The following is a 26,134-nucleotide window of genomic DNA, read 5'->3' on the forward strand; positions in this document are numbered from 1 at the left end:
GGGACACGGCATCGCCGGTGACCCGGTCGCAGGACGTGTGGCCGGGCGGACGACTCCCGTACGGAGTGCCGCGTCCGTAAAGTGGTGACGTGCCAAGGATTCGAGCGGCCTCCGTGGCCGAGCACCGGTCGATGCAGCGTGCCGCCCTGCTGGACGCGGCACGCTCCCTGCTGTCCGACGGCGGAACGGAGGCGCTGACCTTCCCCGCCCTCGCCGAACGGACGGGCCTCGCCCGGTCGTCCGTGTACGAGTACTTCCGGTCGCGGGCGGCGGTGGTCGAGGAGCTGTGCGCCGTCGACTTCCCCGTCTGGGCCGCGGAGGTCGAGGCCGCGATGGAGTGCGAGACGGCCCCCGAGGCCAAGGTCGAGGCGTACGTGCGCACCCAGCTCGACCTGGTCGGGGACCGGCGGCACCGGGCCGTCGTGGCCATCTCCGCGAGCGAGCTGGACGCCGGCGCCCGGGAGAAGATCCGCGCGGCACACGGCGGACTGGTCGCGATGATCGTCGAGGCGCTCGGCGAGATGGGGCACGCCCAGCCGCGGCTGGCGGCGATGCTCCTCCAGGGCGTCGTCGACGCGGCCGTACGGCGGATCGAACTGGGCGCGGCGGAGGAGCCGACCGCGATCACGGAGGCGGCGGTCTCCATGGCACTGCGCGGCGTGCGGGGCTGACCTGCGCCCGGCCGGGCAACGGCACGTCCAGGACCGGCAGCAGCCGCGAGGGACCCGCGTTCAGCAGCCACGGCGGGAGCAGGGACAGCGGGTTCAGATAGACCTCACCCCGCAGCAGGCCCCAGTGCAGACAGGCCGTGTAGTGCGGACCCGTCGGCTCCACCGTGCCGAGCAGCTCCCCGGCCGCGACCTCGTCACCCTTCCGCACGGCCGCCTCGACGGGGGCGTACGTCGTCCGCAGGGGTGGTTCGCCCGTCCCCGTCAGTTCCACCGAGACCACACCCCGGCCCGCGACCGGCCCCGCGAACGACACCCGCCCCGCGGCCACCGCCCGTACCGGCGACCCGCCGTCCGCGGCGAGGTCCACGCCGCGGTGCCCCGGTCCGTACGGGGTCGCCGGCGGCTCCCAGCCCCGCAGGACCAGGGGCCGCGTGCCGACCGGCCAGTGCCGGGCCACGCGCGGCACCGCCGGGTCCGGCAGCTGCCACCCGGCCGTCACCGGCGCCGGGCGCGGCGGCCCCCCGGACCGGGCGGCCAGGGCGGGCAGGGCAGTCAGGACGGCCGACAGCACCACCACCCGGGCGCACACCGTCACCCGTCGCATCGTTCCCGTGGTCGTTCGCATGCGAGCACCGTCCCGCACCAGGACCCGTCGCCGCCCGGCCCTGTGGACCGTTCCCCGGTTGTGGACAGGCGCGTCACCCGGTACCCCGCGGGTCCCGTACACTTCTGGTGGCGATCCGGGTCACCGGGTCGACTTCGCACGCCCCGACACGAGGCCCGCAAAGGCTCGTGTCAGCGCCCCTCGGTCCCTAGTGGCAGGCGCGTCGCGGGCGTCAGGCGCGGGAGCCGTCCGGCTCGCGCGGCACAACCGAGAACACCAAGGAGATACGGCCATGGCCGTCGTCACGATGCGGGAGCTGCTGGAAAGCGGCGTCCACTTCGGTCACCAGACCCGCCGTTGGAACCCGAAGATGAAGCGCTTCATCTTCACCGAGCGCAACGGCATCTACATCATCGACCTGCTCCAGTCGCTGTCGTACATCGACCGCGCCTACGAGTTCGTCAAGGAGACCGTCGCCCACGGCGGCACGGTCATGTTCGTCGGCACGAAGAAGCAGGCGCAGGAGGCCATCGCCGAGCAGGCCACCCGCGTCGGCATGCCCTACGTCAACCAGCGCTGGCTGGGCGGCATGCTCACCAACTTCTCGACCGTCTACAAGCGCCTGCAGCGCCTGAAGGAGCTCGAGCAGATCGACTTCGAGGACGTGGCCGCCTCCGGCCTCACCAAGAAGGAGCTGCTGGTCCTCTCCCGCGAGAAGGCCAAGCTGGAGAAGACCCTCGGCGGTATCCGCGAGATGTCCAAGGTGCCCAGCGCCGTCTGGATCGTGGACACCAAGAAGGAGCACATCGCGGTCGGCGAGGCCCGGAAGCTCAACATCCCGGTCGTCGCCATCCTCGACACCAACTGCGACCCCGACGAGGTCGACTACAAGATCCCGGGCAACGACGACGCGATCCGCTCCGTCACCCTGCTCACCCGCGTGATCGCCGACGCCGTCGCCGAGGGCCTCATCGCCCGCTCCGGTGCCGCCGGTGGCGCCAAGGGCGAGAAGGCCGCCGGCGAGCCCCTCGCCGAGTGGGAGCGCGACCTGCTCGAGGGCGAGAAGGCCGAGAAGAAGGACGACGCCGAGGCCGCCGAGAAGCCCGCCGAGGCTCCGGCTGCCGAGGCCGCCCCCGCCGAGGAGGCCCCTGCCGAGGAGGCTCCCGCCGCCGAGGCTCCTGCCGAGACCCCGGCCGCCCCGGCCGCGGACGCCGAGCAGGCCTGACCCCTCACCACCTTCGGGTGCCGGACGGCGGGGGCCGCACAGCCCCCGCCGTCCGGCCCGTAGATCTTCAGACTTCGAGAGAGATTCCGGAATCATGGCGAACTACACCGCCGCCGACGTCAAGAAGCTCCGCGAGCTCACCGGCGCCGGCATGATGGACTGCAAGAAGGCGCTGGACGAGGCCGAGGGCAACGTCGAGAAGGCCGTCGAGGCGCTCCGCATCAAGGGCCAGAAGGGCGTCGCCAAGCGCGAGGGCCGCTCTGCCGAGAACGGCGCCGTCGTCTCGATCATCTCCGACGACAACACCTCGGGTGTCCTCGTCGAGCTGAAGTGCGAGACGGACTTCGTCGCCAAGGGCGAGAAGTTCCAGACCGTCGCCAAGACCATCGCCGAGCACGTCGCCAAGGCCGCCCCGGCCGACCTCGAGGCCCTGCTCGCCTCCGAGATCGAGTCCGGCAAGACCGTCCAGGCGTACGTGGACGAGGCCAACGCCAACCTCGGCGAGAAGATCGTCCTGGACCGCTTCGCGCAGTTCTCCGGCGGCTTCGTGACCGCGTACATGCACCGCACGATGCCCGACCTGCCCCCGCAGATCGGTGTCCTCGTCGAGCTGGACAAGCCCAACGCCGAGATCGCCAAGGGTGTCGCGCAGCACATCGCCGCCTTCGCGCCGAAGTACCTCTCCAAGGAGGACGTCCCGGCCGAGGTCGTCGAGTCCGAGCGCCGCGTCGCCGAGGAGACCACCCGCGCCGAGGGCAAGCCCGAGGCCGCCCTGCCGAAGATCGTCGAGGGTCGCCTCAACGGCTTCTTCAAGGACGCCACCCTGCTCGGCCAGCCCTACGCCCTGGACAACAAGAAGTCCGTCCAGAAGGTGCTGGAAGAGGCCGGTGTCACCCTGAAGCGCTTCTCGCGCATCAAGGTCGGCATCTGAGTCCGTACCGCGACGGACGTGCGACCCCGGTAGGGTCGACAGCAGTCGTCGGCGCCGTTCGCGTATGCCGTTGCGTACGCGCGCGTGGCGGCGGACGACAGCAGATCTGACGAGGAGGCCATTGCCGCGTATGGGATGCGAAACACGCCCCCACCGGCAGTGGCCTTCTTCGTGTGTGTGACCCACGTAAAAGAGGCGAGATCTCCATGACCACCAAGGCCGAGAAGAGCGACGACGGCAAAGTACGCGGCCGCTTCATGCTGAAGCTGTCCGGAGAGGCCTTCTCCGGCGGTGGGGGCCTGGGCGTCGACCCCGACGTGGTGCACGCCATCGCCCGCGAGATCGCGGCCGTCGTCCGGGACGGCGCGCAGATCGCGATCGTCATCGGCGGCGGCAACTTCTTCCGCGGCGCCGAGCTGCAGGTGCGCGGCATGGACCGCGCCCGCTCCGACTACATGGGCATGCTCGGCACCGTGATGAACTGCCTGGCCCTCCAGGACTTCCTGGAGAAGGAGGGCGTCGACTGCCGCGTGCAGACCGCCATCACCATGGGCCAGGTCGCCGAGCCCTACATCCCGCTGCGTGCCGTGCGCCACCTGGAGAAGGGCCGCGTGGTCATCTTCGGCGCCGGTATGGGCATGCCGTACTTCTCCACCGACACCACCGCCGCCCAGCGCGCCCTCGAGATCGACGCCGAGGCCCTGCTCATGGGCAAGAACGGCGTGGACGGGGTCTACGACTCCGACCCGAAGACCAACCCGGACGCCGTGAAGTTCGACGCGCTCGGCTACGGCGAGGTCATCACCCGCGACCTGAAGGTCGCCGACGCCACGGCCGTCACGCTCTGCCGCGACAACAGCCTCCCGATCGTGGTCTTCGAGCTGTTGAAGGAGGGCAATATCGCCCGCGCCGTCAAGGGTGAGAAGATCGGCACGCTCGTGGGGGACCAGGGCAGCCGGGACTGACCGGAGAACACCCCCCGTCCGCGGACGCCACCTGTCCGGGGGACGGACGGGGACGGGACCGGGCCGGGGGATGGACATTGTCCCGCCGGTCGGGAACCGTGCAGGAAGAACGCGACGCAGCCGGCCGCCAGCCCGCAGGGGAATCGCAGCCGGGCCTACTCAAGACACGCAGGAGCAAGTGGTGATCGAAGAGACCCTCCTCGAGGCCGAGGAGAAGATGGAGAAGGCCGTCGTGGTCGCCAAGGAGGACTTCGCCGCGATCCGCACCGGCCGTGCGCACCCGGCGATGTTCAACAAGATCGTGGCCGACTACTACGGCGCGCCGACGCCGATCAACCAGCTGGCCTCGTTCTCCGTGCCCGAGCCGCGCATGGCCGTGGTGACCCCCTTCGACAAGACGGCCCTGCGCAACATCGAGCAGGCGATCCGCGACTCCGACCTGGGCGTCAACCCGAGCAACGACGGCAACATCATCCGGGTGGTGTTCCCCGAGCTGACCGAGGAGCGCCGCCGGGAGTACATCAAGGTGGCCAAGAGCAAGGGCGAGGACGCCAAGGTCTCGATCCGCTCCGTGCGCCGCAAGGCCAAGGACGCCATCGACAAGATGGTCAAGGACGGCGAGGTCGGCGAGGACGAGGGCCGCCGTGCGGAGAAGGAACTCGACGACACCACCGCCAAGTACGTCGCGCAGGTGGACGAGCTCCTGAAGCACAAGGAAGCGGAGCTGCTCGAGGTCTGATGAACGACTCTTCCTGGGGAGCGCCGCCACAAGCCGGGTACTGGGGGCCGTCCGACCAGGGACCCGTCCAGGGCGCCGGCCCGGCGGGTCCCGCGTACGATGCGCACTACGCGCAGCAGACTCGCCCCATGCCCATCGTGCCCGACGTACCCGAACACGGCGGAGACCAGGACGACGACCAGGGGACCGCTCGGCTGAGCGGTCCCTTGTTCCGGGACGAGCCGTTCCACGACCAGTCCGTTCGCGACCAGCCGTATCGCGACCCGAGCACGTCGGCGCAGCCGTATGCCGCGGTGCCGAAGAATCCGGATCCCATGCCCGACGCCCCGCAGCCGGCGCAGTCCCAGCCGCCGCCGCAGAAGAAGAGCGCGGGGCGTGACCTGGGGGCCGCGATAGGGGTCGGCGTCGGCCTCGGCGTGGTGATCATCGCGTCGCTGTTCGTCGTCAAGGCGGTCTTCGTCGGGGTGATCGCGGTCGCCGTCGTGGTGGGCCTGTGGGAGCTGACCAAGCGGCTGGAGGAGCGCAAGGGCATCAAGGCGCCCCTCGTACCGCTCGCGATCGGCGGCGCCGCGATGGTGATCGCCGGCTACGCGCGCGGCGCCGAGGGAGCGTGGGTCGCCATGGCGCTCACGGCGCTCGCGGTCCTGGTCTGGCGGATGACGGAACCGCCCGAGGGGTACCTCAAGGACGTCACGGCGGGCCTGTTCGCCGCGTTCTACGTGCCGTTCCTGGCGACGTTCGTCGCCATGATGCTGGCGGCCGACGACGGTGCCTGGCGGGTGCTGGTCTTCCTGATACTGACGGTCGTCAGCGACACCGGGGCCTACGCCGTCGGCTGGCGCTTCGGCAGGAAGAAGCTCGCCCCGCGCATCAGCCCCGGCAAGACCCGCGAGGGCCTGCTGGGAGCGGTGGCGTTCGCGATGGCGGCGGGCGCGCTGTGCGTGCAGTTCCTGATCGACGACGGCACCTGGTGGCAGGGCCTGCTGCTCGGCCTCGTGGTCGCGGTCAGCGCCACCCTGGGCGACCTGGGCGAGTCCATGATCAAGCGGGACCTCGGCATCAAGGACATGGGCACGCTGCTGCCGGGCCACGGCGGCATCATGGACCGGCTGGACTCCCTGCTGCCCACGGCACCGGTGGTGTGGCTGCTGCTGGTGATCTTCGTCGGATCGGGTTGACAGTCATCCGGTAGCATGGAAAGGGCCTGCGGCGTCTGCTGCGGGCCCTTCCGTGTGTCCCCGCCGATGCGGGGGTGTCTCCGTGAGGTCTCCTGGCTTCGGCACGGCCCTGCCGTTGTCCCCGCAGACGCGGGGGGTTGCCACAGGCCCGCCGTCATGAGGAGTTGTCCGACCGTGGCCCGTCCCGCCCCCGGTGAGCTGACCTTTGCCGCACCCCGCGGAGCGAAGCGGCCGCCGCGGCACCTTGCCGATCTCACGCCTGCCGAGCGCAAGGAGGCTGTCGCCGCGATCGGTGAGAAGCCGTTCCGCGCCAAGCAGCTCTCGCAGCACTACTTCGCGCGGTACGCGCACGACCCCGAGCAGTGGACCGACATCCCCGCCGGTTCCCGCGAGGGGCTGCGGGAGGCGTTGCTGCCCGAGCTGATGACCGTCGTGCGGCACCTGTCGACCGACCAGGGGACCACGCGCAAGACGCTGTGGAAGCTGTTCGACGGGACGCTCGTCGAGTCCGTCCTGATGCGCTACCCGGACCGGGTGACCATGTGCATCAGCTCCCAGGCCGGGTGCGGCATGAACTGCCCGTTCTGCGCCACCGGCCAGGCCGGTCTGGACCGGAACCTGTCGACCGCCGAGATCGTGCACCAGATCGTGGACGGCATGCGGGCGCTCAGGGACGGCGAGGTGCCGGGAGGCCCCGCGCGGCTCAGCAACATCGTGTTCATGGGCATGGGCGAGCCGCTCGCCAACTACAACCGCGTCGTCGGCTCCATCCGCCGCCTCACCGACCCCGAGCCGGACGGGCTGGGGCTCTCGCAGCGCGGCATCACCGTCTCCACGGTCGGTCTCGTCCCGGCGATCCACCGCTTCACCGGCGAGGGCTTCAAGTGCCGCCTCGCCATCTCCCTGCACGCCCCCGACGACGAACTGCGCGACACCCTCGTCCCCGTCAACACGCGGTGGAAGGTGCGCGAGGTGCTGGACTCCGGGTTCGAGTACGCGGCGAAGTCCGGGCGCCGGCTGTCCATCGAGTACGCCCTGATCCGCGACATCAACGACCAGGCCTGGCGCGGTGACCGCCTCGGGCGGCTGCTCAAGGGCAGGCCCGTGCACGTCAACCTGATCCCGCTGAACCCCACCCCCGGCTCCAAGTGGACCGCGTCCCGGCCCGAGGACGAGAAGGCGTTCGTGGAGGCGATCGCGGCGCACGGTGTGCCGGTGACGATCCGGGACACCCGTGGGCAGGAGATCGACGGGGCGTGTGGCCAGCTCGCCGCGAGCGAGCGGTAACCTGACCGGCGGAAGTACATCGGCACAGTCACATCTTCATATTCCGACAGGGGAGCGCCACAGCGCTGAGAGTGCGGCACCGGCCGCAGACCCTCCGAACCTGGCCCAGGTCATTCTGGGTAGGGAGATCGGTCACCACTCGAGCTGTTGCGCCCTGCCCGGGACCCTCGCCAGGGGTCTCGGGCGGGGCCGCGTCTTCTCCTGGTCACCCAGGAGGAATTCAGTGAGCATCACCAAGAAGGCCAGTGTCCTGGCCGTCGGCCTCGGCATGGTCGGCACGCTGGCCGCCTGCGGATCGTCGTCCGACGACGCCGCGGGCTCCGGCGGCTCCAAGACCGTGACCCTGGTCAGCCACGACTCGTGGGCCGCGTCCAAGGACGTCATCGCCGCCTTCGAGAAGCAGTCCGGCTACAAGGTCAAGGTCCTGGAGGACGGCGACGCCGGGCAGGCCGTCAACAAGGCCATCCTCACCAAGGACAACCCGCAGGGCGACGTCTTCTTCGGCGTCGACAACACCCTGCTGTCCCGCGCCCTCGACAACGGCCTGTTCCAGCCGTACGAGGCCAAGGGCTCGGACCAGGTCCGGCCGGAGTACCGCGCGGACCAGGACAAGCACCGGGTCACGCCCGTCGACAGCGGCGACATCTGCGTCAACTACGACAAGGCGTACTTCACCAAGCACGGCCTGACCCCGCCCAAGTCCTTCGACGACCTGATCAAGCCGGAGTACAAGGACCTCCTCGTCACCGAGAACGCGGGCAGCTCCTCGCCGGGCCTCGGCTTCCTGCTCGGTACCGCCGCCCAGTACGGCGACGAGGGCTGGGAGGGCTACTGGAAGAAGCTCGAGGCGAACGGCGTCAAGGTCGTCGACAGCTGGGAGCAGGCCTACAACGAGGAGTTCTCCGGCTCGGCCGGCGGCAAGAAGGCCAAGGGCGACCGCCCGCTCGTCGTGTCCTACGCCTCCTCCCCGCCCGTCGAGGTCGTCTACGCCGACCCGCAGCCGGACACCGCTCCCACGGGCGTCGCCGACGGCACCTGCTTCCGTCAGGTCGAGTACGCGGGCCTGCTCAGCAACGCGAAGAACCCCGAGGGCGGCAAGGCGCTCCTCGACTTCCTGCTGGGCAAGACCTTCCAGGAGGACATGCCGCTGAACATGTTCGTCTACCCGGTGCGGGAGGGCGCGCAGGTCCCCGAGGTGTTCTCGAAGTTCGGGCCGCAGGCGAAGGACCCGCAGACCCTGGACCCGGCGAAGATCGCCGACCACCGCGACCAGTGGGTCAAGTCGTGGACCTCGCTCGTACTGAAGTGAGCCGAGGAGGCAAGCGGGCGCGGACCGTGCGCGGGAGCGCGGCCCGGCTCGGTCTCATGGCCGTGCCCGTAGCGTTCTTCGCGGTGTTCTTCGCCTACCCCGTCGCCGCCATCGTCGCGCGCGGCCTGGAGGTCGACGGGGTCTGGCGGCTCGGGCGGATCGGGGACGTGCTCGCGCAGTCCGACGTGCGGCACGTGCTGTGGTTCACCACCTGGCAGGCGCTGGCGTCCACCGCGCTCACCCTGCTGGTCGCGCTGCCCGGCGCGTACGTCTTCGCCCGCTTCGACTTCCCCGGCAAGCAGGTCCTGCGGGCCGCGGTGACCGTGCCCTTCGTGCTGCCGACGGTCGTCGTCGGTACGGCGTTCCTGGCGCTGGTGGGGCGCGGCGGGCTGCTGGACGAGCTGTGGGGTGTGCGCCTGGACACCACGGTGTGGGCGATCCTGCTCGCGCACGTCTTCTTCAACTACGCCGTCGTCGTCCGCACCGTCGGCGGCCTGTGGGCGCAGCTCGACCCGCGGCAGGAGGAGGCCGCGCGGATGCTCGGCGCCTCGCGGCTGCGGGCCTGGCGGCAGGTCACGCTGCCCGCGCTGGCGCCCGCCGTGGCCGCCGCCGCGCTGATGGTCTTCCTGTTCACCTTCACCTCCTTCGGCGTCGTGCAGATCCTCGGCGGGCCCGCCTTCTCCACCCTCGAAGTGGAGATCTACCGCCAGACCTCCCAGGTCTTCGACCTGTCCACGGCCGCCGTGCTCACCCTGATCCAGTTCGCGGCCGTCGCCGCCGTCCTCGCCGTGCACGCCTGGACGGTGCGGCGGCGCGAGACGGCGCTACGGCTCGTGGACGCGGCCACGACCGCGCGCCGACCGCGCGGGGCCGGGCAGTGGGCGCTGCTCGCCGGGGTCCTGGGCGTCATCGCCGTCCTGCTGGTGCTGCCGCTCGCGGTGCTGGTCCAGCGGTCGCTGGGCGCCTCCGGCTTCGGCTACTACCGGGCACTGACCCGGGAGGACGGCGGCGCCTTCCTCGTCCCGCCGATCGAGTCGATCGGCAACTCCCTCCAGTACGCCGTCGCCGCCACCGGCATCGCCCTGGTGATCGGCGCGCTGGCCGCGACCGCGCTCACCCGGCGCGACGCGGGCCGCTTCGTGCGCGGGTTCGACGCGCTGCTGATGCTGCCGCTCGGGGTGTCGGCCGTGACGGTCGGGTTCGGGTTCCTGATCGCGCTGGACGAACCCCCGCTGGACCTCAGGTCCTCCTGGATCCTGGTGCCGCTCGCGCAGGCGCTGGTGGGCGTCCCCTTCGTCGTACGGACCATGCTGCCGGTGCTGCGGGCGGTGGACGGGCGGCTGCGGGAGGCGGCCGCGGTGCTGGGTGCGTCGCCGTGGCGGGTCTGGCGCGAGGTGGACCTGCCGATGGTGCGGCGCGCGCTGCTGGTCGCGGCCGGGTTCGCGTTCGCGGTGTCGCTGGGGGAGTTCGGCGCGACCGTCTTCATCGCGCGGCCCGACAACCCGACGCTGCCGGTCGCCGTGGCGCGGCTGCTGGGGCGGCCCGGGGACATGAACTACGGCCAGGCGATGGCCCTTTCGACGATTCTGATGCTGGTGTGCGCGGTGGCCCTGGTGGTGCTGGAGCGGCTGCGGACCGACCGGAGCGGGGAGTTCTGACCATGCCGCCCAGCCTGCTGAGCCTCGAAGGAGCGACCGTCCGCTTCGGCGGGCGGCCCGTGCTCGACGACGTCGACCTGGGGGTCGCCGAGCACGAGGTGGTGTGCGTGCTCGGGCCCAGCGGCAGCGGCAAGTCGACGCTGCTGCGGGCGGTCGCCGGGCTCCAGCCGCTGGACGCCGGGCGGGTGACGCTGGACGGGCGGGACCAGTCCGGGGTGCCCGCGCACAAGCGCGAGGTCGGGCTGATGTTCCAGGACCACCAGCTGTTCCCGCAGCGGGACGTGGCCGGGAACATCGCCTTCGGACCGCGGATGCGCGGCGCGTCCCGGGCCGAGCAGCAGGCGCGGGTGGGGGAGTTGCTGGAGCTGGTCGGACTGCCGGGCGCCGCCCGCCGGTCCGTCGCCGCGCTCTCCGGCGGGGAGCAGCAGCGAGTGGCGCTGGCCCGGGCCCTCGCGCCCCGGCCCCGGCTGCTGATGCTGGACGAGCCGCTCGGTCAGTTGGACCGCTCGCTGCGGGAGCGGCTCGTGGTCGAACTGCGTGAGCTGTTCGGGAAGTTGGGCACCACTGTGCTCGCCGTGACGCACGACCAGAGTGAGGCGTTCGCGCTCGCCGACCGGGTCGTGGTGATGCGGGACGGGCGGATCGCCCAGTCGGGGACGCCCCTGGAGGTGTGGCAGCGGCCGGCGGACGCGTTCGTGGCTCGCTTCCTCGGCTTCGACAACGTGGCCGAGGCGTCCGTCGCCGGACAGGCCGCGGACACCCCGTGGGGCAAGGTGCCGGTCCCCGAGGACGCGCCGCAGGGCCCGCGGACGGTGCTCGTGCGGCCGGCCGGGGTCCGGGTCGTCTCCGCCGACGAGGGCCTGCGCTGCACGGTCACCGCCCGCACCTTCCGCGGCACGCACGTCGCCGTGCACCTCCAGCCGGAGGACGCGCCGCGCCTGGAGGCGGCCTGCGCGCTGCGGGCGGCGCCGGAGGTCGGGGCCGCGGTCGGCGTGGAGTTCGACGCGGCGGAAGTCGTCGTGCTCGGCTGATCGGGTGTTCCGGGTGATCATTCCGTTCATAGGGTGACGGCATGACACTCCTCGCGCACGACCGGTACTGCGATGAAATCGATCACCAGGTGGGCGGGCTCAGGGCCGTGGTCACCTCCGGTGCGGATCTGACCGCCACCGTGCCGACCTGCCCGGACTGGACCCTGGAGGACCTGGTGCGGCACGTGGGCCGGGCCCTGCGCTGGACGGCGCTGATCGTCGGCACCCGCGCCGAGCAGGACGTACCGGTGGACCGGGCGCCGGGTGCCGAGGGACCCGCGGCGAGCGGGGACGCGGTGGCGCTGGACGCGTGGCTGGCGGAGTCCGGCGAGGTCGTCGTCGGCGCCCTGCGGGAGGCCGGTCCGGCCTCGCCCGCGTGGTCGTGGGCCGGCGTCGACACGGCCGGGTTCTGGGCGCGGCGGATGTCCCACGAACTCGTCGTCCACGGCGCGGACGCGGCCCTGGCGGCGGGCCTGCCCCACCGGGCGGTCGCGCCCGAGGTGGCGGCCGACGCGATCGACGAGTGGCTGGACATCGTACGGTTCGTGCAGCGGGCCCTGCCCGGTGCGGCGGCGAACGAACTGCGGGCCCCCGGCAGCAGCCTCCACCTGCATGCGACGGACGCTCCGGCCGAGTTGAACGCCGAGTGGATCGTCGAACTGCCCGACGACGGCATCGTCTGGCGCCGCGGGCACGAGAAGGCGACGGTGGCGCTGCGCGGCCCGCTCACGGACGTGCTGCTGGCCTTCTACGGCCGACTGCCGCTGGACGCCCCGGGGCTCGACGTGCTCGGTGACCGCGGGCTGCTGGAACTCTGGCTGGAGAAGGCGACGTTCGGCTGACACGACGGTGGCCCGCCCCGGACCGGGACGGGCCACCGCGGTGAACGCATCTGCGCGCAGGAGCGGTTGTCAGCTGTTGCTGTTCGCTCCGCGACGGCGCAGGCCGAAGAAGACGGCGCCGCCACCGACGACGACCAGGGCCGCCGCGATACCGGCGATCATGCCGGTGTTGGAGTTGGCACCGGTCTCGGCGAGGTTGGAGTCACCGGCCGCCGGGGACGGGGCGTTGTCGTTCGGCACGGCCGCCGGGGCGGTGCTGCTCTCCGGCTGTGACGGCGCGGGGGCCGACGTGGACGGCTCGGGAGCCGGGGACTCCGTCTCGTCGGACGGGGTCGAGGAGCTCTCCGACGGGGTCGGGGACGGCTCCTCGGTCTTGCAGGGGGTCGACGGGGTCGTGACGTCCGGCTCGATGAACTCGTCGACGTACTTGTCGGCCTTGACGTGGACGCGGTACTCGGTGTTCGGCTTCCAGTCCACGGCGAAGGAGACCGTGGTGCCCTCCTTGGAGCCCTTGACCGTCTCCTGGCCGACCTGCTCGCCGGTGCTCTTCAGGGAGACGGTGACGGTGGCCGGGATACCGGCCGGGTCCACGTCGGTGACGGTGATGACACCGTTGTCCCCGTCGCACTTGGCTTCGGCGGAGAACTCGTTGATGTTGCAGGCGAGAGCGTTGCCGGAGGCGCTCAGCGCCAGGGCCGCGGAGGCGGCGACGACGCCGAGGGCGCGGACGCTACGGCGTGACGCCGTGCGGCTGATTATGGACAGGACTGCCACGTTTGTCCTTTACGGGAGCGCGGATGCGGGGGGTGAAGAGGGTGCCGACGCTCGATGACGCGGCATCAGCACACCCATGAGCCTCACTGGTCTATAAGCGGGGCGTAAGAAGTGTCAACGCATATGCCCGCTCCGGCCGTTGACTTTGCCGTCTTATTAACCGCCGACACGTTTCAGCGCCTCGGGAGCCTCCTCGATCCGGCCAACCAGCGTGATGCGGGACTCCATCGCCCGCCCCTTCGCGAGCGACTGCAGCAGCGGCCACGCCGGCAGCGTGCGGGTCCAGTGCTCCCGGTCGACGAGCACCATCGGCGTGGGCTCGCCGCGCGACTCGTAGTAGTTCGGCGTCGCGTTGTCGAAGATCTCCTGGAGGGTGCCGGCCGCACCCGGCAGGAACACCACGCCCGCGGTGGAGCGGGCCAGCAGGCCGTCCTCGCGCGTGGCGTTGGCGAAGTACTTGGCGATGTGCGCGGCGAAGGCGTTGGGCGGCTCGTGGCCGTAGAACCAGGTCGGGATGCCGATCGAGTCGCCGCCCCCGGGCCAGCGCTCGCGCACCTCGAAGGCGGACCGGGCCCAGTCGGCGATCGACCGCGTGAACGAGGGGACCTTGGCGAGCAGCATCAGGGCGTCGTCCAGCATCCCGTCGTCGAACGGGGCGGCGTAAGCGCCGAGGTTCGCCGCCTCCATCGCGCCCGGACCGCCGCCCGTGGCCACCGTGAGACCGGCACGGGCCAGTTCTCGGCCCAGGCGTGCGGCGCCCGCGTACTCCGCGGTGCCGCGGGCCATGGCGTGGCCGCCCATGACGCCCACCACCCGGCTGCCCGCGACGAGTTCGTCCAGCGCGTCCGAGACGGCGTCGTCGTGCACGGCGCGCAGCATGGAGGCGAAGACGTCCCCGTCCGCCTTGGTCTGCTGGAACCAGTCGTAGGCCAGGGCGTCCGGTGTCGCCCCGTACCCCTCGCCGAGGCCGGCGTACAGCTCGTCGGGGGAGTAGACCCGCCCCCGGTAGGGGTCGAAGGGGAGGCCCGGTATCGGTGGGAAGACCAGGGCTCCGGCGGCGCGCACCCTGGCGGCGGCGCCGGGGTCCATCGGGCAGCCGAGGAAGACGGCGCCCGAGGAATCGACCGAGAGCAGGGCGTCCGTACGGTCCGTCAGGTCGACGGCCTGGACGCGGTGGTGGGCGAGGCTGCCGTGCGCCGAGACGACCCGGTCGAACTCGGCGAGGCTCTCGATCTCCCGGTCGTGGGAGGCGTGATGGGACTGGAACTGTGACAGTGACGGTGACCCGTGCGGTGACCGGGCCTTGCGCTGGGCGGGTGTCTGATCCACCCGCCCATGCTAGGCAGGCGCCCGGTCAGCCCTGGACCGCCGCCGGGTCCATCCACACGACCTCGAAGGTGTGGCCGTCGACGTCGTCGAAGGCCCGGCCGTACATGAAGCCGTGGTCCTGGGTCTCGCCGGAGACCGAGCCGCCGGCCGCGACCGCCTTCTCCACCAGCTCGTCGACCTTCTCGCGGCTCTCGGCGCTCAGCGCGATCAGCACCTCGCTGGACTTCGTCGAGTCCGCGATCTCCTTCTTGGTGAACTCGCGGTACTTCTGCGGCGTGTGCACCATCACGACGATGGTCTCGCTCAGCGGGATCGAGGCGGTGGTGTCGTCGCTGAACTGGGCGTTGATCTCGAACCCGAGCCCGGTGAAGAACTTCTTCGAGGCGTCGAGGTCGTTGGTGGCCAGGTTCAGGAAGATCATCTGCTGGTACATGGGGGGCCTCTCCCGTCGATGTGCCGCTGTGGTGCGGTCGGTATGTCGTGCCGTTCGAAGGAGTAGACGCGAGACGGCACCGGAACTCATCGCCGGTGCGCGGACTTTCTCGAAAAAGTTTCCGCCGGTCAGTGGTCCAGCGGCAGCGCCGCCAGCACCGCGACGATCAGGACCAGCGGACCGAACAGGGCGAGCAGGGCGGCGGCGCGTACGGCGGCGGCCGCGCGCAGGGTCGCCGGGGGCGCGCCGAGGCGCAGCAGGGCGTCCTTGGTGTCGGCACGGGCGTGCCGGGCCTCGACGGCCGCGGTGAGCAGGGTGGCCACCGTGCAGCCCGCGACGAGGAGGGCGCCCAGGGTGCTGAGCGGGCCGAAGGCGGGGCCGTCCCCGTCGTACACGGTCGTGGTCACGTAGGCCGCGGCGGCGACTGCGGCCACGACGCCGAGTGGGCGGCCGACGCGTTGCGACTCCTCCATGAGGACGCGGCCGGCCAGGAGGCGCAGGGCGCCGGGCCGGGCGGCCTGGAGCAGGCGGCCGCACAGGTGGGTGAGGCCGGGGCCGGCGAGCGCGAGGCCCAGGGCGGTGAGGGCCCAGCCGATCAGGACGCCGGCGGAGGGGGCGGTGCCGGGGGTGGGGGCGCCGGCCGCGTTGCCGGTGTAGGTCTCGACGGTGAGGCCTGCGGTGAGGATGGCGATGCCCCAGGGGAGGGCGGTGGTGTTCTGGGGGCGGGGGGTCGTGGTGTCGGGGGAGGTGTCCGCCGGGGGCGGGGGAGTGGCGTCCAGCGTCTGAGTGGTGACGTCCGTCCCGGCTGGGGGGTGGGGATCACTCGCCTGCGTTTGCAGGGCGCCGCCTGCGCCCACCCTCCCCCACTCTCGGCTTCGCTCGAGCGGGGGGACCCCCATCGCCCCAGCGGCACGACTGCCCGCAGGGACAGCGGCGGCGGCACGACTGCCCGCGGCTACAGCTGTCCGGGAGCCGTAGCGGCCGTAGGCGCCGAAGGTTTCGCGGGCCTTGCCCCAGCCGTACGCGCCGAAGCGGCCGTAACCGCGGGGTGCGGGGGCCGCGGCGGGCCGGGGATCGCGGGGGCGCAGCGTGTGGGCCACCGCCGCCGAGGCGAGGGCCGGTGCGAGGACCAGCAGGGTCAGGACGGCCGGGGCGGGGAGGGACTGGCCGACGGCCAGGGCGTCGGCCGCGACGCGGTCGGAGGGCGGGCGGCCGGTCAGGCTGCCGCGCAGATACAGGAAGGCGAGCAGGGCCGCCACCGAACCGAGGGCCGCGGACAGGGCCGTGGTCGTCGCCGAGACGGCCATCAGCCGGGCCGGCCCCAGACCGATCGCCGACAGCCCCGAGCGGGGCCGGGTCCCGGGGTCGGTGCGGGCCACGGCGACCGCGAGGTACACCGCGGCGGCCAGCGGCGCGGCGCACCAGGCCAGGCGGAGGGCGGAGGAGCCGGGCGCGTCGGGATGGCTCAGCGCGTGGCCGAGGGCGCACAGCAGCAGGAAGCCCGTGCCCGCCGAGGCCACCGCGACCAGCAGGCGGCGCAGGTGGACGGCGAGGTGGGCGGTGCGGGTCAGGCGGAGAGCGAGCACGCCGCCCGGCCTTCCGTTCCGGGAGTCCCGGCGGCGCCCGTGGCCACCGTGGTCTCGGCGAGCGGCGGTAGGTGCACGGTCCGGACCCGCCGTCCGTCCAGGAGCGCCACCGAGCGGTCCGCCAGGGCGGCGGTCTGCGCGTCGTGCGTGGCGAGCAGGACGGTGATGCCGTGCGAGCGGGCCGCCGTGGTGAGCGTCCGCAGGACCTGGGCGCGGTCCGCGCGGTGCAGGGGGGCCGTCGGCTCGTCGGCGAAGAGGACCGCCGGGGCGACGGCGAGGGCGCGGGCGATGCAGACGCGCTGCCGCTCGGCCTGTTGCAGTTCGTGCGGGCGCCTGCGTGCCTTGTCGCCGACGTCGAGGCGGTCCAGCCACTCCAGGGCGGCGGTCTTGGCCCGGCGCCGGCCGGTGCCGCGCAGCATGAGGGGGAGCGCGGCGTTCTCCCAGGCGTTCAGCTCCGGCACGAGCGCCGGGGCGGGGTCGATCCAGCCGAAGCGGTCGCGGCGCAGCCGCTCGCGGCCGAGCGGGCCCATGGTGTGCACCGGCACGCTGTTGAACCAGACCTCGCCGTCCTGCGGCTTGACCAGCCCGGACAGACACCGCAGCAGCGTGGTCTTGCCGCTGCCGCGCGGGCCGCTCACGGCGAGGATCTCGCCCTCGCGCACGCCGAGCGACACGCCTTGCAGCGCGGGGGAGCCGTCGTGGTGCTGGAAGTGCAGGGCACGGGCCCAGAGCACGTCGTTGTCCGGCGGGGCCTCCATGGGCGTACACCTCGGTTCTGATCCGTATTTCCCCGGTCCTGTCCCCCTTCCGGGGGAACGAAGGCGGGGCCGATCGGTCACTGGGCACCGTAAGGAGTCGCCGCGGAGGAAGCCGGACAGCACGCGGCCCCGGGCCGCCGTTCTCACTCGAACGGACCGCACCGGGGCCGGTGATGATCGCCTCAGCGGATGATCGGGACGATCAGAGCTTCGTCCACGCCTCCGTCAGCGTGGCGCGCAGGATCTGCTCGATCTCGTCGAAGGTCTCCTGGTTGGAGATCAGCGGCGGGGCGAGCTGGATGACCGGGTCGCCGCGGTCGTCGGCACGGCAGTACAGGCCGTTCTCGAAGAGCTTCTTGGAGAGGAAGCCGTACAGGACCCGCTCGGTCTCCTCCTCGTTGAAGGACTCCTTGGTGGCCTTGTCCTTGACCAGCTCGATGCCGTAGAAGAAGCCGTTGCCGCGGACGTCGCCGACGATCGGCAGGTCGTGCAGCTTCTCCAGGGTGGCGCGGAAGGCGCCCTCGTTGTCGAGGACGTGCTGGTTGAGGCCCTCGCGCTGGAACAGGTCGAGGTTGGCGATGCCGACCGCGGCGGAGACCGGGTGGCCGCCGAAGGTGTAGCCGTGCAGGAAGGTGTTGTCGCCCTTGTAGAACGGCTCGGCCAGGCGGTCGGAGATGATGCAGGCGCCGATCGGGGAGTAGCCCGAGGTCATGCCCTTGGCGCAGGTGATCATGTCCGGGACGTAGCCGAACTTGTCGCAGGCGAAGGTCGTGCCGAGGCGGCCGAAGGCGCAGATGACCTCGTCCGAGACGAGCAGCACGTCGTACTGGTCGCAGATCTCGCGGACCCGCTGGAAGTAGCCGGGCGGGGGCGGGAAGCAGCCGCCCGCGTTCTGCACGGGCTCCAGGAAGACGGCGGCGACCGTGTCCGGGCCCTCGAAGAGGATCTGCTGCTCGATCTGGTCGGCGGCCCAGCGGCCGTACGCCTCGGGGTCGTCGCCGTGGATCGGGGCGCGGTAGATGTTGGTGTTCGGCACCTTGTGCGCGCCGGGGACCAGCGGCTCGAAGGGGGCCTTCAGGGCGGGCAGGCCGGTGATGGACAGGGCGCCCTGCGGGGTGCCGTGGTAGGCCACCGCGCGGGAGATCACCTTGTACTTGGTGGGCTTGCCGGTCAGCTTGAAGTACTGCTTGGCGAGCTTCCAGGCGGTCTCGACCGCCTCGCCGCCGCCGGTGGTGAAGAAGACCTTGTTGAGGTCGCCGGGGGCCTCGTTCGCCAGCCGCTCGGCCAGCTCGACGGCCTTGGGGTGGGCGTAGGACCACACCGGGAAGAAGGCCAGCTCCTGCGCCTGCTTGGCGGCGGCCTCGGCCAGCTCCGTGCGGCCGTGTCCGGCCTGGACCACGAACAGACCGGCGAGGCCGTCGAGGTAGCGCTTGCCCTTGTCGTCGTAGATGTGGGTGCCCTCACCGCGGACGATGGTGGGGACGGGGGCGTTCTCGTACGACGACATGCGGGTGAAGTGCATCCACAGGTGGTCGTACGCGGTCCGGCTGAGGTCCTTGGGGCTGTCGGTGCTCACGATTATCGGGTTCCCCACATATAGGTCTGCTTCTTGAGCTTGAGGTAGACGAAGCTCTCGGTGGAGCGCACGCCGGGCACGGCCCGGATGCGTCGGTTGATGACCTCCAGGAGGTGGTCGTCGTCCTCGCAGACGACCTCCACCATCAGGTCGAAGGAGCCCGCGGTCATCACCACGTACTCGCACTCGGACATGGCCGCCAGCGCCTCGGCCACCGACTCCACGTCGCCCTCCACGTTGACGCCGACCATCGCCTGGCGCCGGAAGCCCACGGTGAGCGGGTCCGTGACGGCGACGATCTGCATCACGCCCTGGTCGAGCAGCTTCTGGACGCGCTGGCGCACGGCCGCCTCCGACAGGCCCACGGCCTTGCCGATGGCCGCGTACGGCCGGCGGCCGTCCTCCTGGAGCTGCTCGATGATGGCGAGGGAGACGGCGTCCAACTGGGGACCGCCGTTCCTGGACTCGCGGGAGTCCTTCTGGTCTGCGCTTCGACTGGCCACGGCTTCACTGTGCACGACGTATCGACAGTTTCGCAAGGCCGGATCGATGAAATTCGTTGTTTGACTCGCTTCAATCTGCGGATATCGCAACCCTGAGGGTGGTGGGGGTGTTGAAAACGTCGGGACTCCGTCTAGGGTGGGTGTCTCAGTCACTGGACACCGAACTTGGAGGGCCGGCAGTGAGCACCGAGCTGCGTCGTCTGCGCAATTACATCGACGGTGAGTTCCGGGACGCCGCCGACGGACGGACCACGGACGTGGTCAACCCCGCCACGGGCGAGGCGTACGCGACCGCCCCCCTCTCCGGGCAGGCGGACGTCGACGCCGCCATGGCGGCCGCCGCGGCGGCCTTCCCGGCCTGGCGCGACACGACCCCGGCCGAGCGGCAGAAGGCCCTGCTGAAGATCGCGGACGCGTTCGAGGAGCGGGCCGAGGAACTGATCGCGGCCGAGGTGGAGAACACGGGCAAGCCGATCGGGCTGACCCGCTCCGAGGAGATCCCGCCGATGGTCGACCAGATCCGCTTCTTCGCGGGCGCGGCGCGGATGCTCGAAGGCCGCGGCGCCGGCGAGTACATGGAGGGTCTGACCTCCTTCGTGCGCCGCGAGCCGATCGGTGTCTGCGCGCAGGTCGCGCCGTGGAACTACCCGATGATGATGGCCGTGTGGAAGTTCGCCCCGGCGCTCGCCGCGGGCAACACGGTCGTCCTCAAGCCCTCGGACACCACCCCCGCCTCCACAGCCCTGATGGCCGACATCATCGGCTCGATCGTGCCCAAGGGCGTCTTCAACGTCGTCTGCGGCGACCGCGACACCGGCCGCCTGATGGTCGAGCACGAGACCCCGGCGATGGCGTCCATCACCGGCTCCGTGCGGGCCGGCATGTCGGTCGCCGAGTCGGCCTCCAAGGACCTCAAGCGGGTCCACCTGGAGTTGGGCGGCAAGGCCCCGGTCGTCGTCTTCGAGGACACCGACATCCCCAAGGCCGTCGAGGGCATCTCCGAGGCGGGCTACTTCAACGCCGGGCAGGACTGTACGGCGGCCACCCGCGTGCTGGTCCACGAGTCGGTCCACGACGAGTTCGTGAGCGCGCTCGCCAAGGCCGCGTCCGAGATCAAGACCGGGCAGCCGGACGACGAGGACGTGCTCTACGGCCCGCTCAACAACCCCAACCAGCTCAAGCAGGTCTCCGGGTTCATCGAGCGGCTGCCCGCGCACGCCAAGGTCGAGGCGGGCGGCCACCGGGTCGGCGACAAGGGCTACTTCTACGCCCCGACCGTCGTCTCCGGCCTCAAGCAGGACGACGAGATCATCCAGCAGGAGGTCTTCGGCCCGGTCATCACCGTCCAGGCCTTCCGCGACGAGGACCAGGCCGTCGAGTGGGCCAACGGCGTGGAGTACGCGCTGGCCTCCTCGGTGTGGACCAAGGACCACGGCCGCGCGATGCGGATGTCCAAGCGGCTGGACTTCGGCTGCGTGTGGATCAACACCCACATCCCGCTGGTCGCCGAGATGCCGCACGGCGGCTTCAAGAAGTCCGGCTACGGCAAGGACCTGTCGGGCTACGGCTTCGACGACTACACGCGGATCAAGCACGTGATGACGTCGCTGGACGCCTGACGCCACCGGCTCGTGTGCGGCCCCGGACGGCAACCGCCGTTCGGGGCCGCACCGCGTGGACCGTGAACTCGCCCCGGTCGACAGGGTGTCGGGCCTGGCCGGACCCGCTCGACGCAGCGTCGATTGTTCCGGTGGGCGGGGGGCGGGATCCTCGTGCCATGCCCCTGCTCCCGAAGACGCCCCCGCTCTCCCGTCGGACCCTGCTGCGCGGCCTGGGCGGTTCCGCCGTGCTCGGTGCGCTCGGCACCCTGGCCGGCTGCGGTGTGCCCGCCGCCTACGTCGCGCCGGGCGACCGGGCCGCGACCGACCGGTCCGCCGGTGAACGGCGGCTGACCTGGGCCAACTGGCCGCTGTACATCGACACCGACGACGAGCACCCCGGCCGGCGGCCCACGCTGGAGGCCTTCGAGGAGGAGACGGGCATCTCCGTCGACTACATCGAGGAGATCAACGACAACGACGAGTTCTTCGGCAAGGTCAGCCCGTCCCTGATGAACCACCAGCCCACCGACCGCGACCTGATCGTCATCAGTGACTGGATGTGCGGTCGGTTCGTGCGGCTCGGCTGGGTGCAGGAGATGGACCGCTCCCGACAGCCGAACGTCACCGAGTACCTGGACCCGCTGCTGCGTTCGCCCGCCTTCGACCCCGGCCGGAAGTTCACCGTGCCCTGGCAGTCGGGCATCACCGGGATCGCGTACAACCGCCGCAGGCTCGGCCGGGAGATCCGGCACGTGTCCGACCTGTGGGCGGCCGACCTCAAGGGCCGCGTCACCCTGCTGTCGGGCATGGACGAGGCCTTCGCGCTGCTGATGCAGGGCAACGGCGTGGACATCACCGACTGGAAGACGGACGACTTCCACCGGATCTGCGACCAGGTGGAGAAGCAGGTCGTCAAGGGGCAGATCCGCCGCTTCACCGGCAACGACTACATCAAGGACCTCTCCAGCGGCGACGTCCTCGCCTGCCAGGCCTACTCCGGCGACGTGATCCAGCTCCAGGCGGACGACCCGGACATCGAGTTCGTCGTCCCGGAGGAGGGCGCCGAGCTGTGGGCCGAGTCCCTGATGATCCCCAACCTGGCCCGCCACAAGGCCAACGCCGAGCGGCTGATCGACTTCTACTACCGGCCCGAGGTCGCCGCCGAGCTGGCCGCCTGGGTCAACTACGTCTGCCCGGTCCCCGCCGCCCAGGACGTGCTCGCCTCCTCCGACGACGAGGAGACCGCCGCCCTGGCCGAGGACCCGCTGATCTTCCCGGACGCGCGGATGCGGGAACGGCTCGCCATCGCGCGGGACATCCCGGCGGGACAGCGCACGGAATTCGCGAAGCGGTGGAACGGGATCGTCGGCGTGTAGCAGACTGATCATGTGAAGAATTCATCAGGTGATGAAGGAGTCGAGGGCGCGGTCACGCTGGGACTGCTGGCCGCCTGGGCCCTGCACGACCTCGAAGAGCTGGCGACCGTGCCGGGCTGGTGGCGGCGCAACCTCCCGGCCCTGCGCGAGCGGTACCCGGCCGTCCCGGAGTCCGTGTGGCGGCGGGCCGGGTCGGTGGACGGTCGGGAGTTCGCGGTGGCGGTCGGCGCGATGGCCGCGGTCGTGGCCTCCGCGTCCGTCGCGGGACGGCTGACCGGCGGCCGCTCGGCCGCCTACCAGAGCGCGCTGGGCGCCTTCGGCCTGCACGGCCTCGTCCACCTCGCGCAGGCGGGCCTGGTGCGCGGCTACACGCCCGGGTCGGTCACCTCGCCGCTGATCGTGATCCCCTTCACCCTCTGGGCCCGCCACCGGCTGCGCCGCGCCGGTGTCCTGCGCGCCACCCGCCCGCGCGACCTCGCCGTGGGGCTGGGCTGCGCGGGGGCGGCGACGGCCGCGGCGCATGTGGTGGCGCGTCGGCTGACGGGGCGCCGCGCCTGACGGGGGCTACTTCAGCGCGGCCATGGTGATCCGGTCGAGGACCGGGTTCGGGCCCGCGCTCTTGGCGTCCGTGGAGTTGACCGAGTAGACGAGGGTACGGCTCAGGTTGCGGGTGCCGCCGATGAGGGCGCTGTAGCCGTAGCGGGAGCCGGACTTGCCCCAGTAGATCCGGCCGTCGACCTCCTGGCGCTCCAGGCCGGCGCTGCGGTTCGCGCCCGGAACTCCGGCCGGGGTCGTGAACATCTCCTCCAGCTCGGGCTGCGGCACGATCCTTCCCCGGAACAGCTTCGTGAGCAGCTTCTCCAGGTCGGCGGTGGTGGAGATCATGTCGCCCGCCGCCCAGCGGTCCGCCTGGTTCCACTCGGTCACGTCGAGGAGTTCCGTCGTGCCGTCCGGCTGCTCCACCGCCTGGTAGCCCCGGTTGTGCGGGCCCCGGATACGGGGGTCGGTGCCGGGGAAGTACGTGTGGTGCAGGCCGGCCGGGCGCAGGACCAGGCGCGTGGCCTCCGAGGCGTACGAGTACCCCGTCACCTTCTCGATCAGCAGGCCGAGGATCGTGTAGTTGATGTTCAGGTACTGCTGCCGCGTCCCCGGAGTGAAGTCCTCCGGTCCCTTGGCGATCGCCGACGCCGCGACCCGCTGCGGGGTGAGGGTCTCGAAACGGTGCGCGTACACCTCCGCGAAGTCCTCACCGAGACCGTCGCCCGGCTTGATGCCGCTGGTGTGGTTCAGCAGGTGGCGCACGCTGATCGGCTGCTCGAACTCCGCCGTGAACAGGTCGGGGAGATAGCCCTGCACCGGAGCGTCCAGGTCGATCTCGTCCTGGGCCGCGAGCCGCAGGACGGTGGCGGCGGTGACGACCTTGGTGATCGAACCGGCCCGGAAGCGGGCGTCGGGGCGGGCCGGCCGGTCACCGGCCAGGTCGCGCACGCCCGCGCTGCCGCGCCAGCCGAAGTCCGTGCCGCCGACCCGCACGAGGGCGGCCGTGGCGTGTTCGCCCGGCACCATGGCGAGGGCGGCGCGCAGCGCGTCCGTGTCCGGTCCGTCCGACCGGTGGGTGACGGCGGCCGCGGCGGGCGGCGAGGCGAACGCGGGGGCCGCCAGCGGCCCGGCGGACAGCGCGAGCACGAGGGAAGCGGCGAGGACGGAGGGGGTGCGGGCGCGCATCGACAGCATCGACGACTCCAGGTTCCGGGGCGGGGCGGTCGTCGATCATCCTCGTCGCGCCGCCGGGCACGCCGTATCGTCGGCGAGGAGGGCGCGGACCCCCGACCGGACCCCGGGGAACCCCCTTACAGAACGCGGGAGTTGTCCGGGGTCGCCCTTACGGGTGGTGCGGCGCCCGGTCGCGCAGCGCGCACAGCACGTCGATGCGGTTGGTGGTGATCGAGTCGACGCCCAGGGCGCGCAGTCGGCGCATGGTGCGGCGGGTGTCGGGGGTCCAGACGGACAGCAGGAAGCCGTCGCGGTGGACGCGCTCGGCCAGGGCCCGGTCCACCAGCCCGAACCGGTAGTTGAGCCACCGCGGCCGCACCGCCGCCAGCAGCGCCGGCCGGGGCGGGGCGGCCGTGGTCCAGGTCATGGCGATCTCGGCGGCGGGGTCGGCGGCCCGCACGGCGAGCATGGCGGCGGCACCCGCGGTGTAGTAGACCCGGTCCCGCGCCCCGCACTCGCCCACCACGTCCACGATGCGCCGCACCGCCCGCGCGTCCGGCCCGCCCGGCAGGTCCAGCATCAGCCGCCCGTCGGTCGCCGCCAGCGCCTCGGCGAGCGTCGGCACCCGGCCCGCCGTCAGCCCGCGCACCTCCTCGGCCGACAGGGAGCGCAGCGGCCGGTCGTGCTGCCACAGCCGCTTCAGCGTCTCGTCGTGCAGCAGCACCGGCACGCCGTCCCGGGTGAGGCGTACGTCGGTCTCGACCGCGTCCGCGCCGCGGTCCAGGGCGGAACGCAGCGAGGCGACCGTGTTCTCGCGGTGCCGGTAGGGGTCACCGCGGTGGGCGACGGCGGTCAGGGAGCGCGGGGTGTCCATGGTGGGCGGCAACTCTCAGGAGGCGAGCCAGGCGGCGGTGTACGTGTCGATCTCGTCGGCGATCCGGGCCTTGCCCGGCGCGTCGAGGAAGGAGGCCTCGACCCCGTTCTTCGCGAGGTCGGCGAGGCCGCGCTCGTCGAGGCCGAGGAGCCGGGCGGCGACCGCGTACTCGTTGTTGAGGTCGGTGCCGAACATCGGCGGGTCGTCGGAGTTGACCGTCACCAGCACCCCGGCGCGCGTGAACTCCTTGATCGGGTGCTCGTCCAGGGTGCGCACCGCGCGGGTGGCGATGTTCGAGGTCGGGCACACCTCCAGCGGGATGCGCCGCTCGGCGAGGTGGGCGAGGAGCTTGGGGTCCTGCGCCGAACTGGTGCCGTGTCCGATGCGTTCGGCGCGCAGGTCGGTGAGGGCGTCCCACACGGTCTGCGGGCCGGTCGTCTCGCCCGCGTGCGGCACCGAGTGCAGTCCCGCGGCGATCGCCCGGTCGAAGTACGGCTTGAACTGCGGGCGGGCCACCCCGATCTCGGGTCCGCCGAGCCCGAAGGAGACCAGGCCCTCCGGGCGCAGCCGGTCGTCGGTGGCGAGCCGCGTCGTCTCCTCGGCGGACTCCAGACCGGCCTCCCCCGGGATGTCGAAGCACCAGCGCAGTACGGTGCCGAACTCGGCCTCGGCCGCCTTGCGGGCGTCCTCGATCGCGTCCATGAAGGCGCCCTCGTCGATGCCCCGCCGGGTGGAGGAGAACGGCGTGATGGTCAGCTCGGCGTAGCGCACCTGCTGGCGGGCCATGTCCCGGGCCACCTCGTAGGTCAGCAGCCGGACGTCCTCCGGGGTGCGGACCAGGTCGACCACGGACAGGTAGACGTCGATGAAGTGCGCGAAGTCCGTGAACGTGAAGAAGTCGACCAGTGCCTCGGGGTCGGTGGGGACCTTGGAGTCGGGGTGGCGCGCGGCCAGTTCGGAGACGATGCGCGGGGAGGCGGAACCGACGTGGTGGACGTGCAGTTCGGCCTTCGGCAGTCCGGCGATGAAGGCGTGCAGGTCGCGCGGGACGTCGGGGTCGACGAGGTGCTCGGTCAAGGGTTCCTCCCCAGGGCGGCGCCCTCCGGGCCGCGGGCGGCGGTGGGGCGCGGGTGATCGGCTGATCGGTCGTTCGGGGATCATCGTAGGCCGG

General features: G+C 71.8%; 25 protein-coding genes and 1 riboswitch. Of the genes, 14 read left to right on the forward strand and 11 right to left on the reverse strand.

The annotated features are described in order from the left end of the window. Positions 1-113 precede the first annotated feature (113 nt). On the forward strand, positions 114-671 hold the full coding sequence (locus ACGH52_RS27770; protein WP_399946890.1) for a TetR/AcrR family transcriptional regulator: 558 nt from the start codon (positions 114-116) through the stop codon (positions 669-671). On the opposite strand, the gene ACGH52_RS27775 is transcribed toward ACGH52_RS27770, so the two are convergent. Beyond that, positions 625-1,296, reverse strand: coding sequence for a murein hydrolase activator EnvC family protein (locus ACGH52_RS27775; RefSeq protein WP_399943230.1), 672 nt, complete (start codon positions 1,294-1,296; stop codon positions 625-627). The genes ACGH52_RS27770 and ACGH52_RS27775 overlap by 47 nt on opposite strands. A 271-nt stretch (positions 1,297-1,567) precedes the next feature. On the opposite strand from ACGH52_RS27775, the gene rpsB reads away from it, so the two are divergent. The 10 genes from rpsB to ACGH52_RS27825 all read left to right on the forward strand — a co-directional run bounded on the left by rpsB (position 1,568) and on the right by ACGH52_RS27825 (position 12,440). Then, positions 1,568-2,500, forward strand: coding sequence for a 30S ribosomal protein S2 (rpsB, locus tag ACGH52_RS27780; RefSeq protein WP_059300823.1), 933 nt, complete (start codon positions 1,568-1,570; stop codon positions 2,498-2,500). Positions 2,501-2,594: 94 nt separating this feature from the next. Beyond that, complete coding sequence (gene tsf / locus ACGH52_RS27785; protein ID WP_121702003.1) at positions 2,595-3,431, forward strand: translation elongation factor Ts; 837 nt, start codon at positions 2,595-2,597, stop codon at positions 3,429-3,431. A gap of 206 nt (positions 3,432-3,637) precedes the next feature. Next, entirely contained in the window at positions 3,638-4,396 is a 759-nt protein-coding gene (gene pyrH / locus ACGH52_RS27790; RefSeq protein ID WP_007444937.1) for a UMP kinase, read from the forward strand. 181 nt (positions 4,397-4,577) lie between these two features. Further along, a complete protein-coding gene (gene frr / locus ACGH52_RS27795; protein WP_059300879.1) occupies positions 4,578-5,135 on the forward strand; it encodes a ribosome recycling factor in 558 nt (185 codons plus the stop codon). Continuing rightward, a complete protein-coding gene (locus ACGH52_RS27800) occupies positions 5,135-6,313 on the forward strand; it encodes a phosphatidate cytidylyltransferase (RefSeq protein ID WP_076976525.1) in 1,179 nt (392 codons plus the stop codon). Before frr ends, ACGH52_RS27800 begins: the two co-directional genes overlap by 1 nt. Positions 6,314-6,469: 156 nt before the next feature. Then, positions 6,470-7,600, forward strand: coding sequence for a 23S rRNA (adenine(2503)-C(2))-methyltransferase RlmN (gene rlmN / locus ACGH52_RS27805; protein ID WP_059300826.1), 1,131 nt, complete (start codon positions 6,470-6,472; stop codon positions 7,598-7,600). 38 nt (positions 7,601-7,638) lie between these two features. Continuing rightward, positions 7,639-7,744: riboswitch (TPP riboswitch) on the forward strand. Positions 7,745-7,823: 79 nt separating this feature from the next. Continuing rightward, positions 7,824-8,909 carry a thiamine ABC transporter substrate binding subunit gene (locus ACGH52_RS27810; RefSeq protein ID WP_059300827.1) on the forward strand — a complete coding sequence of 362 codons (1,086 nt, stop codon included), beginning with the start codon at positions 7,824-7,826 and terminating at the stop codon, positions 8,907-8,909. Next, positions 8,885-10,567, forward strand: a complete 1,683-nt coding sequence (locus ACGH52_RS27815; protein WP_210974459.1) for an iron ABC transporter permease — start codon at positions 8,885-8,887, stop codon at positions 10,565-10,567. The genes ACGH52_RS27810 and ACGH52_RS27815 overlap by 25 nt, the downstream gene beginning before the upstream one ends. A gap of 2 nt (positions 10,568-10,569) precedes the next feature. Further along, positions 10,570-11,598, forward strand: a complete 1,029-nt coding sequence (locus ACGH52_RS27820) for an ABC transporter ATP-binding protein (RefSeq protein ID WP_210974460.1) — start codon at positions 10,570-10,572, stop codon at positions 11,596-11,598. Positions 11,599-11,639: 41 nt separating this feature from the next. Further along, positions 11,640-12,440 carry a maleylpyruvate isomerase family mycothiol-dependent enzyme gene (locus ACGH52_RS27825; protein ID WP_210974461.1) on the forward strand — a complete coding sequence of 267 codons (801 nt, stop codon included), beginning with the start codon at positions 11,640-11,642 and terminating at the stop codon, positions 12,438-12,440. Positions 12,441-12,509: 69 nt separating this feature from the next. On the opposite strand, the gene ACGH52_RS27830 is transcribed toward ACGH52_RS27825, so the two are convergent. The 7 genes from ACGH52_RS27830 to ACGH52_RS27860 all read right to left on the reverse strand — a co-directional run bounded on the left by ACGH52_RS27830 (position 12,510) and on the right by ACGH52_RS27860 (position 19,414). Continuing rightward, on the reverse strand, positions 12,510-13,214 hold the full coding sequence (locus ACGH52_RS27830; protein ID WP_210974462.1) for an LAETG motif-containing sortase-dependent surface protein: 705 nt from the start codon (positions 13,212-13,214) through the stop codon (positions 12,510-12,512). 156 nt (positions 13,215-13,370) lie between these two features. Then, positions 13,371-14,489 (reverse strand): LOG family protein, encoded by a 1,119-nt coding sequence (locus ACGH52_RS27835; RefSeq protein ID WP_210974501.1) that lies wholly within the window; start codon positions 14,487-14,489, stop codon positions 13,371-13,373. 79 nt (positions 14,490-14,568) lie between these two features. Then, a complete protein-coding gene (locus ACGH52_RS27840) occupies positions 14,569-14,976 on the reverse strand; it encodes a VOC family protein (protein WP_076976531.1) in 408 nt (135 codons plus the stop codon). A gap of 128 nt (positions 14,977-15,104) precedes the next feature. Beyond that, positions 15,105-16,562 (reverse strand): hypothetical protein, encoded by a 1,458-nt coding sequence (locus ACGH52_RS27845; protein WP_399943239.1) that lies wholly within the window; start codon positions 16,560-16,562, stop codon positions 15,105-15,107. Next, positions 16,544-17,320 carry an ABC transporter ATP-binding protein gene (locus ACGH52_RS27850; protein WP_076976533.1) on the reverse strand — a complete coding sequence of 259 codons (777 nt, stop codon included), beginning with the start codon at positions 17,318-17,320 and terminating at the stop codon, positions 16,544-16,546. The genes ACGH52_RS27845 and ACGH52_RS27850 overlap by 19 nt, the downstream gene beginning before the upstream one ends. Before the next feature lie 202 nt (positions 17,321-17,522). Beyond that, the gene (locus ACGH52_RS27855) at positions 17,523-18,896 is read right to left on the reverse strand and encodes an aspartate aminotransferase family protein (RefSeq protein WP_059300835.1); all 1,374 of its coding nucleotides are present in this window, start codon (positions 18,894-18,896) and stop codon (positions 17,523-17,525) included. A gap of 2 nt (positions 18,897-18,898) precedes the next feature. Next, positions 18,899-19,414: an Lrp/AsnC family transcriptional regulator gene (locus ACGH52_RS27860; RefSeq protein ID WP_052838356.1), complete on the reverse strand. Its 516-nt coding sequence runs from the start codon at positions 19,412-19,414 to the stop codon at positions 18,899-18,901. Between the two features lie 164 nt (positions 19,415-19,578). Between ACGH52_RS27860 and ACGH52_RS27865 the strand changes: the two genes are divergently transcribed. The 3 genes from ACGH52_RS27865 (at position 19,579) to ACGH52_RS27875 (ending at position 22,934) form a co-directional block, all read left to right on the forward strand. Continuing rightward, positions 19,579-21,018: a gamma-aminobutyraldehyde dehydrogenase gene (locus ACGH52_RS27865; protein WP_076976535.1), complete on the forward strand. Its 1,440-nt coding sequence runs from the start codon at positions 19,579-19,581 to the stop codon at positions 21,016-21,018. Between the two features lie 158 nt (positions 21,019-21,176). After that, complete coding sequence (locus tag ACGH52_RS27870) at positions 21,177-22,376, forward strand: spermidine/putrescine ABC transporter substrate-binding protein (protein WP_399943245.1); 1,200 nt, start codon at positions 21,177-21,179, stop codon at positions 22,374-22,376. Positions 22,377-22,388: 12 nt separating this feature from the next. Then, a complete protein-coding gene (locus ACGH52_RS27875) occupies positions 22,389-22,934 on the forward strand; it encodes an HXXEE domain-containing protein (RefSeq protein ID WP_121702588.1) in 546 nt (181 codons plus the stop codon). A 6-nt stretch (positions 22,935-22,940) separates the two neighbouring features. Here the strand turns inward: ACGH52_RS27875 and ACGH52_RS27880 are convergent, their stop codons facing one another. The 3 genes from ACGH52_RS27880 to ACGH52_RS27890 all read right to left on the reverse strand — a co-directional run bounded on the left by ACGH52_RS27880 (position 22,941) and on the right by ACGH52_RS27890 (position 26,040). Then, the gene (locus tag ACGH52_RS27880; RefSeq protein WP_121702603.1) at positions 22,941-24,101 is read right to left on the reverse strand and encodes a serine hydrolase; all 1,161 of its coding nucleotides are present in this window, start codon (positions 24,099-24,101) and stop codon (positions 22,941-22,943) included. A gap of 157 nt (positions 24,102-24,258) precedes the next feature. Continuing rightward, complete coding sequence (locus tag ACGH52_RS27885; protein ID WP_399943248.1) at positions 24,259-24,963, reverse strand: glycerophosphodiester phosphodiesterase; 705 nt, start codon at positions 24,961-24,963, stop codon at positions 24,259-24,261. 15 nt (positions 24,964-24,978) lie between these two features. Further along, a complete protein-coding gene (locus ACGH52_RS27890; protein ID WP_076976539.1) occupies positions 24,979-26,040 on the reverse strand; it encodes an adenosine deaminase in 1,062 nt (353 codons plus the stop codon). Between the last annotated feature and the right edge of the window lie 94 nt (positions 26,041-26,134).

Source organism: Streptomyces sp. BBFR25 (assembly GCF_044590125.1).
In the GTDB taxonomy this organism is placed as follows: domain Bacteria; phylum Actinomycetota; class Actinomycetes; order Streptomycetales; family Streptomycetaceae; genus Streptomyces; species Streptomyces canus_D.

Bases quoted from the DNA above. Each gene is read 5' to 3' on its own strand.
- ACGH52_RS27850 (WP_076976533.1), bottom strand. From the start codon at position 17,320: ATGGAGGCCCCGCCGGACAACGACGTGCTCTGGGCCCGTGCCCTGCAC.
- ACGH52_RS27800 (WP_076976525.1), top strand. From the start codon at position 5,135: ATGAACGACTCTTCCTGGGGAGCGCCGCCACAAGCCGGGTACTGGGGG.
- rpsB (WP_059300823.1), top strand. From the start codon at position 1,568: ATGGCCGTCGTCACGATGCGGGAGCTGCTGGAAAGCGGCGTCCACTTC.
- rlmN (WP_059300826.1), top strand. From the start codon at position 6,470: ATGAGGAGTTGTCCGACCGTGGCCCGTCCCGCCCCCGGTGAGCTGACC.
- ACGH52_RS27885 (WP_399943248.1), bottom strand. From the start codon at position 24,963: ATGGACACCCCGCGCTCCCTGACCGCCGTCGCCCACCGCGGTGACCCC.
- pyrH (WP_007444937.1), top strand. From the start codon at position 3,638: ATGACCACCAAGGCCGAGAAGAGCGACGACGGCAAAGTACGCGGCCGC.
- ACGH52_RS27775 (WP_399943230.1), bottom strand. From the start codon at position 1,296: ATGCGAACGACCACGGGAACGATGCGACGGGTGACGGTGTGCGCCCGG.
- ACGH52_RS27840 (WP_076976531.1), bottom strand. From the start codon at position 14,976: ATGTACCAGCAGATGATCTTCCTGAACCTGGCCACCAACGACCTCGAC.
- ACGH52_RS27870 (WP_399943245.1), top strand. From the start codon at position 21,177: ATGCCCCTGCTCCCGAAGACGCCCCCGCTCTCCCGTCGGACCCTGCTG.
- ACGH52_RS27880 (WP_121702603.1), bottom strand. From the start codon at position 24,101: ATGCGCGCCCGCACCCCCTCCGTCCTCGCCGCTTCCCTCGTGCTCGCG.
- tsf (WP_121702003.1), top strand. From the start codon at position 2,595: ATGGCGAACTACACCGCCGCCGACGTCAAGAAGCTCCGCGAGCTCACC.
- ACGH52_RS27820 (WP_210974460.1), top strand. From the start codon at position 10,570: ATGCCGCCCAGCCTGCTGAGCCTCGAAGGAGCGACCGTCCGCTTCGGC.
- ACGH52_RS27825 (WP_210974461.1), top strand. From the start codon at position 11,640: ATGACACTCCTCGCGCACGACCGGTACTGCGATGAAATCGATCACCAG.